The sequence below is a fragment of the Paraburkholderia sp. RL17-383-BIF-A genome (assembly GCF_046028015.1).
Lineage (GTDB): Bacteria > Pseudomonadota > Gammaproteobacteria > Burkholderiales > Burkholderiaceae > Paraburkholderia.
Genome location: NZ_JARESR010000051.1, coordinates 1 through 16,041, shown reverse-complemented (window position 1 = coordinate 16,041; position 16,041 = coordinate 1). Strand labels below are relative to the sequence as shown.

The 16,041-nt window shown below is 62.5% G+C and carries 8 protein-coding genes; 4 read left to right on the top strand and 4 right to left on the bottom strand.

The genetic code is table 11. The features are described from left to right. The first annotated feature begins 403 nt into the window (after nt 1-403). Nucleotides 404-1,666 (top strand): MFS transporter, encoded by a 1,263-nt coding sequence (locus P0D71_RS34075; RefSeq protein WP_408483709.1) that lies wholly within the window; start codon nt 404-406, stop codon nt 1,664-1,666. 276 nt (nt 1,667-1,942) lie between these two features. Beyond that, entirely contained in the window at nt 1,943-3,847 is a 1,905-nt protein-coding gene (locus P0D71_RS34070) for a propionate--CoA ligase (protein WP_408483708.1), read from the top strand. Nucleotides 3,848-3,928: 81 nt separating this feature from the next. Here the strand turns inward: P0D71_RS34070 and P0D71_RS34065 are convergent, their stop codons facing one another. The 3 genes from P0D71_RS34065 to P0D71_RS34055 all read right to left on the bottom strand — a co-directional run bounded on the left by P0D71_RS34065 (nt 3,929) and on the right by P0D71_RS34055 (nt 11,248). Continuing rightward, nucleotides 3,929-4,744, bottom strand: coding sequence for a 5'-methylthioadenosine/adenosylhomocysteine nucleosidase (locus P0D71_RS34065; protein WP_408483720.1), 816 nt, complete (start codon nt 4,742-4,744; stop codon nt 3,929-3,931). Nucleotides 4,745-4,854: 110 nt separating this feature from the next. Beyond that, complete coding sequence (locus tag P0D71_RS34060) at nt 4,855-7,206, bottom strand: UvrD-helicase domain-containing protein (protein ID WP_091792659.1); 2,352 nt, start codon at nt 7,204-7,206, stop codon at nt 4,855-4,857. A gap of 169 nt (nt 7,207-7,375) precedes the next feature. Further along, entirely contained in the window at nt 7,376-11,248 is a 3,873-nt protein-coding gene (locus P0D71_RS34055; protein ID WP_408300396.1) for an ArsR family transcriptional regulator, read from the bottom strand. Between the two features lie 341 nt (nt 11,249-11,589). Between P0D71_RS34055 and P0D71_RS34050 the strand changes: the two genes are divergently transcribed. Further along, the gene (locus P0D71_RS34050) at nt 11,590-14,469 is read left to right on the top strand and encodes a valine--tRNA ligase (RefSeq protein WP_408300394.1); all 2,880 of its coding nucleotides are present in this window, start codon (nt 11,590-11,592) and stop codon (nt 14,467-14,469) included. Nucleotides 14,470-14,542: 73 nt separating this feature from the next. Beyond that, nucleotides 14,543-15,424, top strand: coding sequence for a UTP--glucose-1-phosphate uridylyltransferase GalU (galU, locus tag P0D71_RS34045; protein ID WP_091792656.1), 882 nt, complete (start codon nt 14,543-14,545; stop codon nt 15,422-15,424). A gap of 136 nt (nt 15,425-15,560) precedes the next feature. Here galU and P0D71_RS34040 read toward each other — a convergent pair whose 3' ends face one another. Next, nucleotides 15,561-15,788, bottom strand: a complete 228-nt coding sequence (locus P0D71_RS34040) for a sulfurtransferase TusA family protein (protein ID WP_041746333.1) — start codon at nt 15,786-15,788, stop codon at nt 15,561-15,563. Nucleotides 15,789-16,041 lie beyond the last annotated feature (253 nt).

Here is a 16,041-nt window from a genome sequence, read left to right as displayed (position 1 = left end):
TGCGATCTTTAGCGTCGCTCGCGAAATGCCGATCGTATGTCGCCCGGTCCTCGACGCGCCGCCTCGTAAGCCGCGCGCCCGCGATCGGTTTTATACATGGCCAAAAATCGCCGGGGCGGCATTTATCAGACGAGAGACCGCGCGCGTGGTCAGGCCGACACAATTGTTTTTGCACCGCCGGGGTGCGCGCGGCGCGCGATTCCGACGCCCTCACGCCGGCCCTCATCAACATCGCATGTCCGATTCGCGACAAAACTTGTCCTTACAATTCGCTCAGGCCACATTAAACTGCGACAAATAGCTGACCTCGCAAAAAACCGCGTCGAAATGCCGCAGCGCTGAAAACGGTGTTTGAACCACATCGGCGGCGTCAGATCACTCTTTCTCCTCTCTCATCTAGCGTATGGAAACGAGCCTCGATAAAAGCGCCCTCGCCGGCGCACCAGCCAGCGCCGGAACCGCCACCACCACCGCTGCGCAGCCGGCCGTCAAGGTCCAACGCACGGTCTACTCCGTGCTCGGCGCAATCAGCTTTTCGCATCTGCTCAACGACATGATCCAGTCGTTGATCCTCGCGATCTACCCGATGCTGAAAGACAACTTCTCGTTGTCGTTCGGACAGATCGGCCTGATCACGCTGACCTACCAGATCACCGCGTCGCTGCTGCAACCGCTCGTCGGCATTTATACGGACAAGCATCCGAAGCCGTATTCGCTGCCCGTCGGCATGGGCTTCACGCTCGCCGGGCTACTGTTGATGTCGGTCGCGCCCAATTTCGGCGTGCTGCTGGTCGCGGCGGCGCTGGTCGGCTGCGGCTCGTCGGTGTTCCATCCGGAATCGTCGCGGGTGGCGCGCATGGCGTCGGGCGGCCGTCACGGACTTGCGCAGTCGCTGTTCCAGGTGGGCGGCAACGCGGGTTCGTCGCTCGGGCCGCTGCTCGCCGCGTTGATCGTGATTCCGCACGGCCAGCGCAGCATTGCGTGGTTTTCGGTGGCGGCGCTCGTCGCGATCGTCGTGCTGACGCAGATCGGTCGCTGGTACAAGCAGCATCCGTCGGTGAAGAAAGCGCGCGGCGCGGCCGGTCATGCCACGCTCTCGCGCAACAAGGTCATGTTCGCAATGGGCGTGCTGATTCTGCTGGTGTTCTCGAAGTACTTCTATCTCGCTAGCATCAACAGCTACTTCACCTTCTATCTGATCGACAAATTCCATCTGCCTGTGCAGGCCGCGCAGGTCCATCTGTTCGTGTTCCTTGCGGCAGTGGCGGCGGGCACGGTGATCGGTGGACCGGTCGGCGACCGGATCGGCCGCAAGTATGTGATCTGGGTCTCGATTCTCGGCGTGGCGCCGTTCACGCTGCTGCTGCCCTACGCCAATCTGTTCTGGACCGGCGTGCTGACGGTAATCATCGGCGTGGTGCTGGCTTCAGCGTTCTCGGCGATCCTCGTGTATGCGCAGGAGTTGATCCCCGGCAAGGTGGGCATGGTGGCGGGCCTGTTTTTCGGTTTCGCGTTCGGCATGGGCGGGATCGGCGCGGCCGTGCTCGGGCAACTGGCCGATGCCACCAGCATCACGTATGTCTACAAGGTCTGCTCGTTCCTGCCGTTGATCGGCGTGCTGACGGTGTTTCTGCCGGATGTGGAAGGCAAGCGCGCGAGGGCATGAAGACAGTCCGACCTCGGGTCTGATGAGAAAAGGCGCTTCGGCGCCTTTTTCTTTGTCTTTATCCTGGCGTGAACTCAGGGACTGCGCCATGCCAGGCACGCGGCCCCTTGCCACGCCCGACAGCGCACCGCATCGCTCATGGTGAACCCGCGTTGTCCGCCGAGCCACCCCTGCTCTATGCTTGAGCGGATAACCGCCTTGTCCTCGCGCAGCGCAGCGCCGCACGGCGACGCGCGCCGACATGCATTCACTCACGCAGCAGAAGGATCGCCGCAGATGACCAGCTACCGCGACTTCCACCGCCGTTCGATCGAGCATCCCGAAGCATTCTGGCGCGAAGAAGCGCGGCGCATCCATTGGCAGACGCCGTTCGATACGGTGCTCGACCGGTCGAATCCGCCGTTCGCGCGCTGGTTCGTCGGCGGTCGTACGAATCTGTGTCATAACGCGGTGGACCGGCATCTGGTCGAGCACGCGCAGCAGAACGCGCTGGTCTATGTCTCGACGGAAACCGGCATCGAGCGGCGCTACACCTACGCCGAGTTGTACGCCGAGATTAACCGGATGGCCGCCGTCATGCGCTCGCTCGGCGTCAAGCGCGGCGACGTGGTCCTGCTCTATCTGCCGATGATCCCCGAGGCGCTGTTCGCGATGCTCGCCTGCGCGCGGCTCGGCGCGATTCATTCGGTGGTGTTCGGCGGCTTCGCGGCGCCCAACCTCGCGGCCCGCATCGACGACGCGAAGCCCGTGCTGATCGTCACCGCCGACGCGGGCGCACGCGGCGGCAAGGTGATCGACTACACGCCGCTGATGGACGAAGCGCTCGCACGCGCGAACCACAAGACGCCGCGCGTCTTGCTGATCGACCGGCAGCTAGCGCCCGAGCGCCTGAACGCCAGCTACCTGGTCGCCTACGAGCCGCTGCGCGAAAAGTTCTTCGATGCCCACGTGCCGTGCGAGTGGCTCGAATCGAATGAGCCTTCCTATGTGCTGTACACGTCGGGCACGACCGGCAAGCCGAAGGGCGTGCAACGCGACGTTGGCGGCTATGCGGTCGCGCTGGCGGCGTCGATGGAGCATATCTTCCAGGGCAAGCCGGGCGACACGATGTTCACCGCGTCGGACGTGGGCTGGGTGGTCGGCCATAGCTACATCGTCTACGCGCCGCTGATCGCGGGCCTCACCACGGTGATGTACGAAGGCACGCCGATTCGTCCGGACGGCGGCATCTGGTGGCGCCTCGTCGAGCATCACAAGATCAATCTGATGTTCACCGCGCCGACCGCCTTGCGGGTGCTGAAAAAGCAGGACCCGGCGTTCCTGAAGAAGGCCGATCTGTCTAGCCTGCGCACGTTGTTCCTCGCCGGCGAACCGCTCGACGAACCGACCGCCGCATGGATCTCCGACGCGCTCGGCAAGCCGGTGATCGATAACTACTGGCAGACCGAGACCGGCTGGCCGATGCTCGCCATTCCGCGCGGTGTCGAAGCGCTGCCCACCAAGCTCGGCTCGCCCGGCGTGCCGTCGGCGGGTTTCAATCTGACCTTGCGCAATGAGTTGACCGGCGAGCCTTGCCCGCCTGGCGAAAAGGGCGTGCTCACGCTGGCCTATCCGCTGCCGCCGGGCTGCATGTCGACGGTGTGGGGCGACGACCGGCGCTTCGTCAGCACGTATTGGTCGAGTGTTCCGAACCAGCAGGTTTATTCAACGTTCGACTGGGGCGTGCAGGACGAAGACGGTTACGTGACGATCCTCGGCCGCACCGACGACGTGATCAACGTCGCCGGCCATCGGCTTGGCACGCGTGAGATCGAGGAGGCGTTGTCGAGCCACGCGGCCGTCGCGGAAGTCGCGGTGGTCGGCGTGACTGACGCGTTAAAAGGCCAGGCGGCGATGGCCTTCGTGGTGCTGCGCGACGCGCAGGCTTACGCGGACGCCAGGAAGCGCAGCAAGCTGGAAACCGAGCTGATGGCGACGGTGGACCGCCAGCTCGGCGCAATTGCGCGGCCGACGCGGGTCGTGGTGGTGTCGATGCTGCCGAAGACGCGTTCCGGCAAGCTGCTGCGCCGCGCGATTGCGGCGCTCGCCGAAGGCCGCGAGCCAGGCGACTTGCCGACCATTGAAGATCCGTCGGCATTGCAGCAGGTGCGCGAAGCACTGGACGACGCCGGGGTTAAATAGCCGGGAACGTGCGCGGTGGGCGCGGTGGGTCGATGCCCGCCGTTGGAGTCGGCAGCGCCAATACGCGTTCGACGCCGATCATCAGCCCTCTGAAATCCGCGCCTGTAGAAACCGCGTCAGAATCGCGTTCGAATATGTCCCGGCGATCTCCGTGAGAAACGACACGAAAGACGCCGGCGCATGATCGTCGGCGGTATCCGAGATCGTGCGGACTACCGCGCACGGCACGCCGTATTCGTGACAGACCTGCGCGATTGCCGCGCCTTCCATCTCCACGGCGAGCGCGTTCGGCAGCGCCTCGCGCAAAGCCCGAACGCCCGCTGCGCTCGCCACGAACTGATCGCCGCTGATGATGAGACCGCGATGCACGCGCGGCTCGTGCGTGCCGAAACGCGCCGCCGAGGCCGCGCCCTCTTCCGCGACGAAGCATTCGCAGGCCGCGGCGAGTTGCGCGGCGAGCGCCGCGTCGGCGTTGAAATGCGAGACGCCCAGCAACGGCACTTCGAAACGCGGAAACAACGGCGACGCGTCGAGATCGTGCTGAAGCAGCGTGTCGGCGACGACGATATCGCCCACCCGCACCTCGGCCCCGACGCCGCCGGCCACGCCGGTGAACACGATGGCTTCGACGTCGAACGCATGGATCAGGGCGCTGACCGTGGCCGCCGCCGCAACCTTGCCGACGCGCGCCAGCGTGACCACGCATGGCGCACCGTGCACGGTGCCCAGGTGATAGTCGCGCTGACCGTGCGTGATGGTGCGCACGCCGGCCTCGGCGCGCATTGCTTCGAGCAGATCGCCGAGTTCTTGCGGCAAAGCCGCCAGAATCCCGAGCGGCCGATGCGAAACTAAAGCGCCGCCGAGGCTCGGGTCGATCGCGGACGCGCGCGCGGCCATCGTGCCTGCATCAGCCGCTCCCGCGCCGGTCAATCGTGTGCCGGTCGCGCCTGCGTCAGTCGCTGCTGCGCCGGCCCCGCTCATCTCCGGCGTGCCCATGCCCGCCCCGCTCATTCCACCGCCTGCAATTTGGCGACGGCGAGTGCCAGCCACTTCTCGCCGTGCCGTTTGAATTTGACTTGCGCCTTCGCGTCGGTGCCGCCGCCTTCGAGCGCAGTAATCGTGCCTTCGCCGAACTTGGTGTGGAACACCTGCTGGCCGACCCGGAAACCCGTTTCCGCCGCACGCTGTTCGTTCGCGAACGCAGGCAACTGCGCGGGTGTCGACGATGCCGGTCCCGTATAACCCGGCCGCGCGAACCAGTCACGCCCATAACCCGCGTTGTCCGAACGGCCGCCCCAGCGCGCGCCCGCCTCGACCTTCGGCGTGAGCCACTTGAGCGTTTCCTGCGGCAGTTCGTCGAAGAAGCGCGAGCGGATGTTGTAACGGGTCTGGCCGTGCAGCATGCGGCTTTGCGCGAACGACAGATACAAGCGCTCCTTCGCCCGCGTAATCGCGACGTACATCAGGCGGCGCTCTTCTTCCAGCCCGTCCGATTCCATCGCGCTGTTCTCGTGCGGGAACAGCCCTTCTTCGAGACCGGTGATGAACACCGCCGTGAACTCGAGGCCCTTGGCCGCGTGCACTGTCATGAGTTGCACGGCTTCCTGGCCGGCTTGCGCCTGGTTGTCGCCCGCTTCGAGCGACGCGTGCGACAGAAAACCGGCGAGCGGCGTCATGGTGTCCGGGTTTTGCGCCGGATCGGCGATGCCGGGTGCGTCCAGCACGACGGTATTCGGGTCGTCCGTGGCAACCACCAGTTCGGGGGCGGCGGTCGCGCCGGGGCGCAGCGGAATGGAGCGCGCCGGCGTGTCCATGCCGTAGCCCTCTTCGCTGACGAACGCCGCGGCCGCGTTGACCAGTTCCTGCAAGTTTTCCAGCCGGTCCTGGCCTTCGCGTTCGTTCTGATAGAACTCCGATAGACCACTTGTGCGAACCACGTACTCGACGGTTTCCGGCAGGCTCATCTGCTGCGTTTCCGCGCGCATCTTGCCGACCAGATTGGCGAAGCCCGCGAGACTCGAACCCGCCTTGCCCGCCACATACGGAATCGCCGCGGCCATCGAGCAGTTGTACAGACGCGCCGCGTCCGCGAGCTGTTCGATCGACCGCGCGCCGATGCCGCGTGTCGGGAAATTGACGACGCGCGCGAACGCGGTGTCGTCGTTCGGATTGTCGATCAGGCGCAGATAGGCGAGCGCGTGCTTGACTTCCTGACGCTCGAAAAAGCGCAAGCCGCCGTACACGCGGTAGGCGATACCCGCGTTGACCAGCGTGTGCTCGATCGTGCGCGACTGGGCGTTGCTGCGGTACAGGATCGCGATCTCGCTGCGCGACGTGCCGGTGCTGATCAGCGCCTTGATTTCCTCGACGATCCAGCCGGCTTCCTGCGTATCGGTCGCGGATTCATACACGCGCACCGGTTCGCCGTGACCCGCGTCAGTACGCAGATTCTTGCCCAACCGCCGCGAGTTGTTGGCGATGAGCTGATTGGCGGCGTCGAGAATATGGCCGTGCGAGCGGTAGTTCTGCTCGAGCTTGATCAGGTGGCGCACGTTGAACTCGTGTTCGAAGTCGCGCATGTTGCCGACGTTCGCGCCGCGGAAGGCGTAGATCGACTGGTCGTCGTCGCCGACCGCGAAGATCGAGTTGGTCTGGCCCGCCAGCAGCTTGAGCCACGCGTATTGCAGCTTGTTGGTGTCCTGGAACTCGTCGACCAGAATGTGCCTGAAGCGCGCCTGGTAGTGGGCGCGCAGCGGCGGATTGTGCGCGAGCAGTTCATGGCAGCGCAGCAGCAGTTCAGGAAAGTCGACGACGCCTTCGCGCTGGCACTGCTGGTCGTAGGCCTCGTAGAGTTCGACGAATTTGCGGTTGAAGTTGTCGGTGGCATCGACGTCTTTCGGCCGCAGCCCTTGTTCCTTCGCGTTGTTGATGAAGTACTGGAGATTTTTCGCCGGATACTTTTCATCGTCGATGTTGAGGCCCTTCATCAAACGCTTGATCGCGGAGAGCTGGTCCGCGGTATCGAGAATCTGAAAAGTGGCCGGCAGGCCCGCGTCGCGATGATGCGCGCGCAGCATGCGGTTGCACAGACCGTGGAAGGTGCCGATCCACATGCCGCGCGTGTCGATCGGCAGGAGCGCCGACAGACGCGACATCATTTCGCGGGCCGCCTTGTTGGTGAAGGTCACCGCCAGAATCGTGGCGGGCGACGCCAGCCCGTGCTGGATCAGCCACGCAATACGCGTGATGAGCACGCGGGTCTTGCCGCTGCCCGCGCCGGCGAGAATGAGCGCCGGCTCGTTAGGGAGCGTGACGGCGGCGTGTTGTTCGGGGTTTAGATTGGCTAGCAGGTCGGGCATTTTTCTGGAGGGGCGGCAGATCGTTCGACATTATATGCCCCCGGGAGGAATGGCTTTTTTGTCGCCGCGGCGCGTTTGTCCATGCGTGTTCGGGCGCGCCGCTGCGCGGCCCCGCCATGAGAAAGCGCCCGACACCTGGCAAGCGCTTTCTCATTTGATGTCGGAGTGCTCAGGGAGTCGAGTCCAATATTGTCTGGACGTCTTCCACGGGTGCGCCAATCAGATTGGCAATGAATGACGCGCTCACGCCGCTCCTCTGCGCCAGAATTCGAATCTCACTTCGATCCGCTTCGCTGAACGCAGTCGTGGCCGGACGAGCCAGTGCTGCCGGGGAGGCGTCAATGGCTTCGTCCTGCGGCGCGAGGAGGGGCAGATCCCCCTCGTGCAACCGCTCAATCGCCGCGTAAGGTTGCTTGAGTTGCGCAGCCACGTCCTCGAGACTATCGCCTTCATTCATTGCACGAACTGCCTCGATTTCCTGCTCCGGCGAGAGCGGAGGAATCCATTCGTAATGGTCTATGGCACCTGGCGACATGGCAGAGGACGTGCCCGGTTGAGGCGACCGCGAGGGCGCTATGAAGCCACCCGCATATTCCTGCTCGACGAGCGCGATCGTGCTCTCGGGCAAGGCGGTTGCCTGGGCGAAATCGCCAGTCGACAAGCTGTAGTTCACGTTGCTGAGTATCCGCGCGATATCGTCGAGTTGCTCGGACGTGACAGAGTGCATGCTTTGCGTCTGAAATTCCTTCACAAGACTGCGGGCCTTCCATGGGGAGATGCCGAGTTTTCTGGCAACGTCTTCTTTGTCATAACCCTTTTCGAACATGTCCATTGCCGCATCCCGGTCTTTCGACGTGAAATGTAGGTCGTGTGTACTCTCGGGTCCGCCGTGCGTCAGGCGCCTCACATATTCCGGATGCATGTCCAGGGAGTCAGCCACCTCTTCAGGAGATTTGCCTTTGGCTAGAAGTTCGCTCGCCAGCGAATCCCTTGCCATCCGGTGCTCATTGGCCACCCCCCGTACCGTTTCAAGTGGAAGATTCAGGTCCCGGGCAACTACTCTGGACGTTTTGCCCTCGTCCAGTTGCTGGATCGCCGCTGTGCGGTTTTCCGGCGTCGTATCCCACCACGACCTTTTGTAGGTATTGGCGTTGTAATTCGCAAGAACGTCTCTGACCTTACCCTTCGATAACTTGACTGCACCGGCGATTTCGCCGGTGTTTTTCCCTTGGTCGTTCAGTGCGAATATCTGGTCGATCTGCTCGGGCGTAACGCCCTTCGGCAGCGGAGGAGCCAGGCCCGCCCGCCTGGCAATCAACGACACGTTCGATTGAGATGCACCGGTCTGCGCGACTATTTCCCGGCTCGTCATTCCCTCCTTGAGTCGCTCGATGATCTTCTCACGGTCTCCCGGTGACGTTTTCAGATTGCGCAGGGAGGCCGCGGCGGTAAGCGGGATATTCTGCTTCTTCGCGATATTGTTCACTGTAAAAAGGGAGATCCCCAATTCGCGTGCTATTTGTCTATGGGACAGCTCGCCCTTCTCTAATAGTTGAATGGCTTTCAGTCGAAGTTCCGGCGTGATTGCCCGTTGAGGAAACGCGCGTCTGGCTATTGACCTGATGCCGGCAACCGCAGCAATCCTGCTGACAGTCATTTCCGAAATTCCCAGTTGATTGGCTATCTGGACCTGTAACAACTGGCCTTCTCTCAGCAGCTTGATAACCTCTCGTCGCATTTCATCTGTGACAGGTACTTTAGGCTTGTAGACGGCCCGAACCCCGGTGATTTTCTCGTTATCCGCAAGTCTTCTCACTGTTGAATCAGATATTCCGAATCTCTTTGCTATCTGGCCGATCGATAACTCTTTTTCCTTCAACAGTCTGATGAGTTCCTGCCGGACTTCAGGGCTCATTTTTTTCCCCGGGGCTCCGCCCCTCAGTCCTACCTCACCATCAAGCTCCCATTGGTGCGATGTCTCATTCAGGCGAACGGGGTATTGCGGTTTCAAATCCGCTCCTTTGCTAAACACCCGCCAGCTTTCGGTGTCCCGGTCAAAGCGGACGTGATAGGCCGCTCCGCCCAGTTCGATATACCGGTCACCTTTGGCATCCACGAGGATCCCCGGGGTCGAGCCCGGACGGAGATCTTTCAACGAGACGCCAGGATCGGCATAGCTCGCCATTGATCCATAAGGGCTGTCCCCCACGCTCTGACGCGCAAGTAGGCTGATCGGATCCACCGCAGGACCCGCCTCGGCAACGGTCTGCTCCCGCAACGCTTTTTCCGCTGCCTGCGCGTCGCGACTCAAGGACTGTTCTGCCTGTCGCCCCTCGAGAATGCCCTCGCCCGCGGCCTGAACCAGACCTTTGCCTGCTGAGGCGCCTCCTTCTCCCGCCATATTGACCGCCTCGGCATCCCGCGCCGCTGCGGAAAGCGCTTTACCTGAAAGACCGATTTCTCGGGCGATCCCCCAGCCTTCTCCTCCCAGCAAGCCCAGCAACGCCGAACCGTAATCGAGCCCCATGCGGACATTGTCCGGCAGGGTGGAAGGCTGGAGATCCGCCAGCGGCGCTAAAGGCGTCAGTCCGAGAAGCACACGCTCGACGCCTTCCAGAACTTGCCCGGCCGTCTTTTCCGCGCGCGCCGCAGGTGTGATCGAATAGTCTTTATAAGTGACGTCCTTGAGGACGGCGTTGTACCGGTCGCTGAGATCGCGCACGTAGTCGGCGCTCACCGGCGGCAGGTCGCCGAGAATATCCGTATATCGTTTGGCCGCGCCGACTGAATGCGCATTGAGTGGGCCGCTGACCTGATCGTGCCAGATGTCCAGCGTGTCCCGCCATTGCGGCGAGTCGTGCATGCGCTGGGTAAAGGCCAGAACGACTTTATCCTTCAACTCGTCCTGGCCGGGGTTGATCTGAAAAAGTTGACGGCCAATCAGTTCGTAGCGCCTGGCGGGATCGGTCTGCGCCTGTGCTTCCTGCAGAATGCGGTCTACTTCGCCGTTGGCCTCTTTCCAACGGGCGTTTTCCACGCGCTGGCGTTTGCCGATTTCGACCGAGATTCGCCCCTGCAGTTTGCTTTTGAGGTCGCTGGCTTCGGCGAACAGGTCCTCCCGTTCGCCGGCGTCCGCAGCCCCGAGGAATGCTTCGCGCAATGTCGCAAGGTGGCCGACACGCTCCCTGTCTTCCTTGTTCAGATAAGCCTCGCCCATGGGCGGGTTGAATTGGCCCAGCACCCGCTCGACAGGATCGTTGCGAACCCGGCTGACTCCCTCACGAACGGCGTTCTCGAGGCCAGTCAATTTCTCATTGATCGCGTAGCGTTTGTCCTGATCGGTTTCAAGCTGATAGGCCACGCCCAACGTCGCAAGAACGCCACTATAGAATTGACGTTCGCTATCCGGCAGCTCGGCCAGCATCCCTTGCAGGTGCGTTTGTCTTTCCTGGAGCTGGATCACCTGAGGCGGATATCCGGTCATTTCCTGCTGGATACCGGCTTCAATTTTTTGCGCAATTCGGGAGTTCGCCTCGCTGCTGCGGTGAGCTTCGCCATCTAGCGTGTCGAAGTTCGTGTTGAGTGCCTTGAACTCCTCCAGACTCGCATTGGGCAACGCGCGACGGGTTGGCGTGGCCGGCTGCGGGTCGGCGGCCGCAGCGGGAAGCGTGCAGTTCAGGCCGTGGGGAACCCGTCCTGCCACGGCACCGGCGTGAGCGGATACAGCCCTCGGGGAACGGCTTTGACCCGATGGCACCTCCAGCGTGTCGCCTCTCCCCGTCGCGTGGCCCGATCGTGCGACATGCGCCGGGAGCGCCTCGCCGGATGTCTGGCGCGACGATAAAGCGGCTAACGTGGAAAACCGCGGCCGAGGGGCACGGGCTTCGCTCTGCTTCGCGGCCGCCAGCGCAGCTATCGGTCGCGCGAGAGTCGGATCCGGCGGCGCATGGTCTGCCGGCTTGGGCTTTTCAGTCTCTCTGTTCTGCCTGGAAAAATCGTCCCGGACGGGAGAAGTCCGACCGCTTGCTGGGGATATCGTCATTTTTCCAGACTCCGTATGAAGGAAAGAATGACAGCAAACATGGGAGAGGCGCCGTGCTGTCGGGCCCATTGCAGCATGGCCGAAGTCCGGAGATGTCGTACCTGGGTGTATCGACCCCGATGTCGGTCTTCGCGGACGGCTCCGGCTTGCGCGGCGGCAGCTGCCATGCCGCGAATGCCCGTCCGCGACAGTCCCGAGAGGCCAGCGGCCCGAGCACGACCCGAAAAAGGCCGAAGCCGCCGACGCACGCGCGAGCGGCGTCTCAGAACAGCAAAAATCCCTGGCCGCGGAGCGCCGCTTATAATCGAGCATTCTTTGCATTCACCAGCCGACCCGACACAATGAGCGAGACCCCGAGCGACACCACCTCCACGCTTGCCAAGAGCTTCGAGCCCCATACCATCGAAGCCCACTGGGGCCCTGAATGGGAAAAGCGCGCCTACGCGGCGCCCTCCTTCGAGCCGAACAAAAAGGATTTCTCGATCCAGCTGCCGCCGCCGAACGTCACGGGCACCCTCCACATGGGCCACGCGTTCAACCAGACGATCATGGACGGCCTCACCCGCTACCACCGCATGCTCGGCGAAAACACCCTGTGGGTGCCGGGCACGGACCACGCGGGTATCGCCACGCAGATCGTCGTCGAACGGCAACTGGACGCGCAAGGCGTCTCGCGCCACGACCTCGGCCGCGAAAAGTTCGTCGAACGCGTGTGGGAATGGAAGCAGCAATCCGGCTCGACCATCACGAACCAGGTGCGGCGTCTGGGCGCCTCGATCGACTGGACGCGCGAATACTTCACGATGGACGACAAGATGTCGGCCGCCGTGCGCGACGTGTTCGTCCGCCTGTATGAACAAGGCCTGATCTATCGCGGCAAGCGCCTCGTGAACTGGGACCCGGTGCTGCTCACCGCCGTCTCCGACCTCGAAGTGGTCAGCGAGGAAGAAAACGGCTCGCTCTGGCACATCCAGTACCCGCTCACGGACGGCTCGGGCCATCTGACGGTCGCCACCACGCGCCCGGAAACCATGCTCGGCGACACCGCCGTGATGGTCCACCCGGAAGACGAGCGCTACGCGCAGCTGATCGGCAAGACGGTCACGCTGCCGCTGTCGGGCCGCGAAGTGCCGATCATCGCGGATGATTATGTCGACCGCGAATTCGGCACCGGCGTCGTCAAAGTCACGCCCGCGCACGATTTCAACGACTACCAGGTCGGCCTGCGCCACAAGCTGCCGCAAATCGAAATCCTCACGCTCGACGCGAAGATCAACGACAACGCGCCGGAAAAATACCGCGGCCTCGACCGCTTCGAAGCCCGCAAGCAGGTGGTGGCCGACCTCGAAGCGCTCGGCGCGCTCGAATCGGTCAAGCCGCACAAGCTGATGGTGCCGCGCGGCGACCGCACGGGCGTCGTGATCGAGCCGATGCTGACGGACCAATGGTTCGTCGCCATGAGCAAGCCGGCGCCGGAAGGCACCTTCAATCCCGGCAAATCGATCGCGGAAACGGCGCTCGACGTGGTGCGCAGCGGCGAAATCAAATTCGTGCCGGAAAACTGGACCACCACTTACTACCAGTGGCTCGAAAACATTCAGGACTGGTGCATCTCGCGCCAGCTCTGGTGGGGCCACCAGATCCCGGCGTGGTACGGCGAAAACGGCGAAATCTTCGTGGCGAAGACCGAAGAAGACGCGCGCGCCAAGGCTGCGGCAGCCGGCTACACGGGCGCCCTCAAACGCGACGAAGACGTGCTCGACACGTGGTTCTCGTCTGCTCTGGTGCCGTTCTCGTCGCTCGGTTGGCCGAATGAAACGCAGGAACTCAAGCACTTCCTGCCGTCGTCGGTGCTGGTCACCGGCTTCGACATCATCTTTTTCTGGGTGGCGCGCATGGTCATGATGACCACGCACTTCACCGGCAAGGTGCCGTTCGACACGGTGTATGTGCACGGTCTCGTGCGCGACGCCGAAGGCCAGAAAATGTCGAAGAGCAAGGGCAATACGCTCGACCCGATCGATATCGTCGACGGTATCGACCTCGACGCGCTGGTCGCCAAGCGCACCACCGGCCTGATGAACCCGAAGCAGGCCGCGTCGATCGAAAAGAAGACCCGTAAGGAATTCCCCGACGGCATCCCGGCGTTCGGCACCGACGCGCTACGCTTCACGATGGCCTCCATGGCCACTCTCGGGCGCAACGTCAACTTCGATCTCGCGCGCTGCGAAGGCTATCGCAACTTCTGCAACAAGCTGTGGAATGCCACCCGTTTCGTGCTGATGAACTGCGAAGGCCACGATTGCGGCTTCGGCAAGCCGGAACAATGCGGTGAATGCGGCCCGGACGGGCACCTGAATTTCTCGTCGGCCGACCGCTGGATCGTCTCGCGCCTGCAACGGGTGGAAGCGGAAATCGCCAAGGGTTTCGCCGACTATCGTTTTGACAATGTGGCCAACGCCCTATACAAGTTCGTATGGGACGAATACTGTGACTGGTATCTCGAACTCGCCAAGGTTCAGATCCAGACGGGTCAACCGAACCAGCAGCGCGCAACACGCCGCACGCTGCTGCGCGTGCTCGAGACGGTGCTGCGCCTCGCGCATCCGGTGATTCCGTTTATCACCGAGGCGCTGTGGCAAAAAGTGGCGCCGTTGGCCGGACGTTACCCCGAGGGCAAAGCCGAGGGCGAAGCGTCCATCATGGTGCAGCCTTACCCCGTTGCCGAACCGTCGAAGATCGATGAAGACGCCGAGCAGTGGGCGGCCGACCTGAAAGCAGTGATCGATGCGTGCCGGAATCTGCGCGGCGAAATGAATCTGTCGCCGGCGGTGAAGGTGCCGTTGCTCGCTACCGGCAACGCGGAGCGCTTGCGCACCTTTGCTCCGTACGCACAGGCACTGGCCCGTTTGTCGGAGGTGCAAATCATTGCCGACGAGGCAACGCTGGATGCGCAGGCAGATGGCGCGCCAATTGCTATCGTAGGGAATGACAAGCTCGTGCTGAAGGTGGAAATCGATGTGGCAGTCGAGCGCGAGCGGTTGTCGAAGGAGATTGCGCGGTTGAGCACGGAAATCGTCAAGTGCAACGGCAAATTGCAGAATGAGAGTTTCGTTGCAAAGGCGCCGCCGGCAGTCGTTGAGCAGGAGCAGAAAAGACTGGCAGAATTCGAAGCCACAGTGGGCAAGCTGAAAGCCCAATTGGCGCGCTTGCCGGTCTGATCGACGCTCCATGCCCGCCCCCTAAGAGGCGGGCAAGGACCGATAGCTAATCCAGAGGATTCAGGGTAATCACATGCTAAAAGTTACAAAGGCGGTTTTTCCGGTAGCAGGTCTTGGCACCCGGTTCCTCCCTGCCACGAAGGCGAGCCCGAAAGAGATGCTGCCGATCGTCGACAAGCCACTGATCCAGTACGCGGTCGAAGAGGCGATGGCGGCCGGCATCACCGAAATGATCTTCGTCACCGGCCGCAGCAAGCGCGCGATCGAGGACCATTTCGACAAGTCGTATGAGATCGAGGCCGAACTCGAGGCTCGCGGCAAGGACAAGCTGCTGGAGCTCGTGCGCAGCATCAAGCCGAGCCACGTGGATTGCTTCTACGTGCGTCAGCCGGAGGCGCTCGGCCTCGGCCACGCGGTGCTGTGCGCCGAGAAGCTGGTGGGCGACAACCCGTTTGCCGTGATTCTCGCGGACGACTTGCTGTACGGAACGCCGCCTGTCATGGCGCAGATGATCGAGGTGTTCGACCACTATCACAGCTCGGTGATCGGCGTGGAAGAGATCCCGGCGCAGGAAACCAAGTCGTACGGCATTGTCGACGGCAAGGAATGGGAAGATTCGATCATCAAGATGTCGGGCATCGTCGAGAAGCCGGAGCCGAACGTGGCGCCGTCGAATCTCGGCGTGGTGGGCCGCTACGTGCTCAAGCCGCGCATCTTCGAACATCTGCGTGCGTTGAAGCCGGGTGCAGGCGGCGAATTGCAGCTGACGGACGCAATTCAGTCGCTCCTCGCCGACGAACAGGTGCTGGCGTACAAGTATCACGGCACGCGTTTCGACTGCGGCAGCAAGCTGGGTTATCTGAAGGCGACGGTCGAATTCGCCTTGCGTCACCCGGAAGTGGCTGCGGATTTCGAAGAATATCTGCGCACGCGTTCGCCGGTGCTGGAAGGTTGAACGGCTTTCTTCCAGCAGGCGTTCGTTAGGCGTCGAAGCTAAGTAAAAAGGCGCTGTGCCCCGCTTTCGCGGGCACAGCGCCTTTTTTGTTTTCTGGGCGGCAGACTGGGCCGGCATGAACGCCGGTGCGCCGGTTTCAGCGGCGTTTCATCAGGAAAGTGAAAACCTTGTCCTGCGCCGAGCTTTCGACGATTTCATTGCCGGTTTGCTTCGCGAACGCGGCGAAATCGCGCTGCGAACCGGGATCGGTGGCCAGCACCTTGAGAATCTGGCCGCTTTCCATGTCGGCGAGCGCCTTCTTGGCGCGCAAAATGGGCAGCGGGCACATCAGCCCGCGCGCATCGACTTCCTTGTGAATCTGAATTTGCATCGACGATGACCTTCGGGGAGAGGGGCGTCGTGGGTGACGCCGGACGGAGGGTTGAATTCTACCGCAGGGGCAGTGGGGGTGCCGGAGGGGCGCGGTTTTGGTTGTTGTTCTTTTAAGGTTTTGGCCTTTTTCTTGAGTTCGCGGTGCTCTATGCGTTGCCCCTGTGCGGGGCGGCATCTACTTGTTCTCGACGGGGTGTTGGCCTTTCCTTGATTTGTTGGTGGTGTATTAGCGTTGCCCCTGTGCG

Excerpts from the sequence above, each read along its gene's own strand:
- P0D71_RS34075 (WP_408483709.1), top strand. The coding sequence starts at position 404 with ATGGAAACGAGCCTCGATAAAAGCGCCCTCGCCGGCGCACCAGCCAGC.
- P0D71_RS34070 (WP_408483708.1), top strand. The coding sequence starts at position 1,943 with ATGACCAGCTACCGCGACTTCCACCGCCGTTCGATCGAGCATCCCGAA.
- P0D71_RS34065 (WP_408483720.1), bottom strand. The coding sequence starts at position 4,744 with ATGGCCGCGCGCGCGTCCGCGATCGACCCGAGCCTCGGCGGCGCTTTA.
- P0D71_RS34060 (WP_091792659.1), bottom strand. The coding sequence starts at position 7,206 with ATGCCCGACCTGCTAGCCAATCTAAACCCCGAACAACACGCCGCCGTC.
- P0D71_RS34055 (WP_408300396.1), bottom strand. The coding sequence starts at position 11,248 with ATGACGATATCCCCAGCAAGCGGTCGGACTTCTCCCGTCCGGGACGAT.
- P0D71_RS34050 (WP_408300394.1), top strand. The coding sequence starts at position 11,590 with ATGAGCGAGACCCCGAGCGACACCACCTCCACGCTTGCCAAGAGCTTC.
- galU (WP_091792656.1), top strand. The coding sequence starts at position 14,543 with ATGCTAAAAGTTACAAAGGCGGTTTTTCCGGTAGCAGGTCTTGGCACC.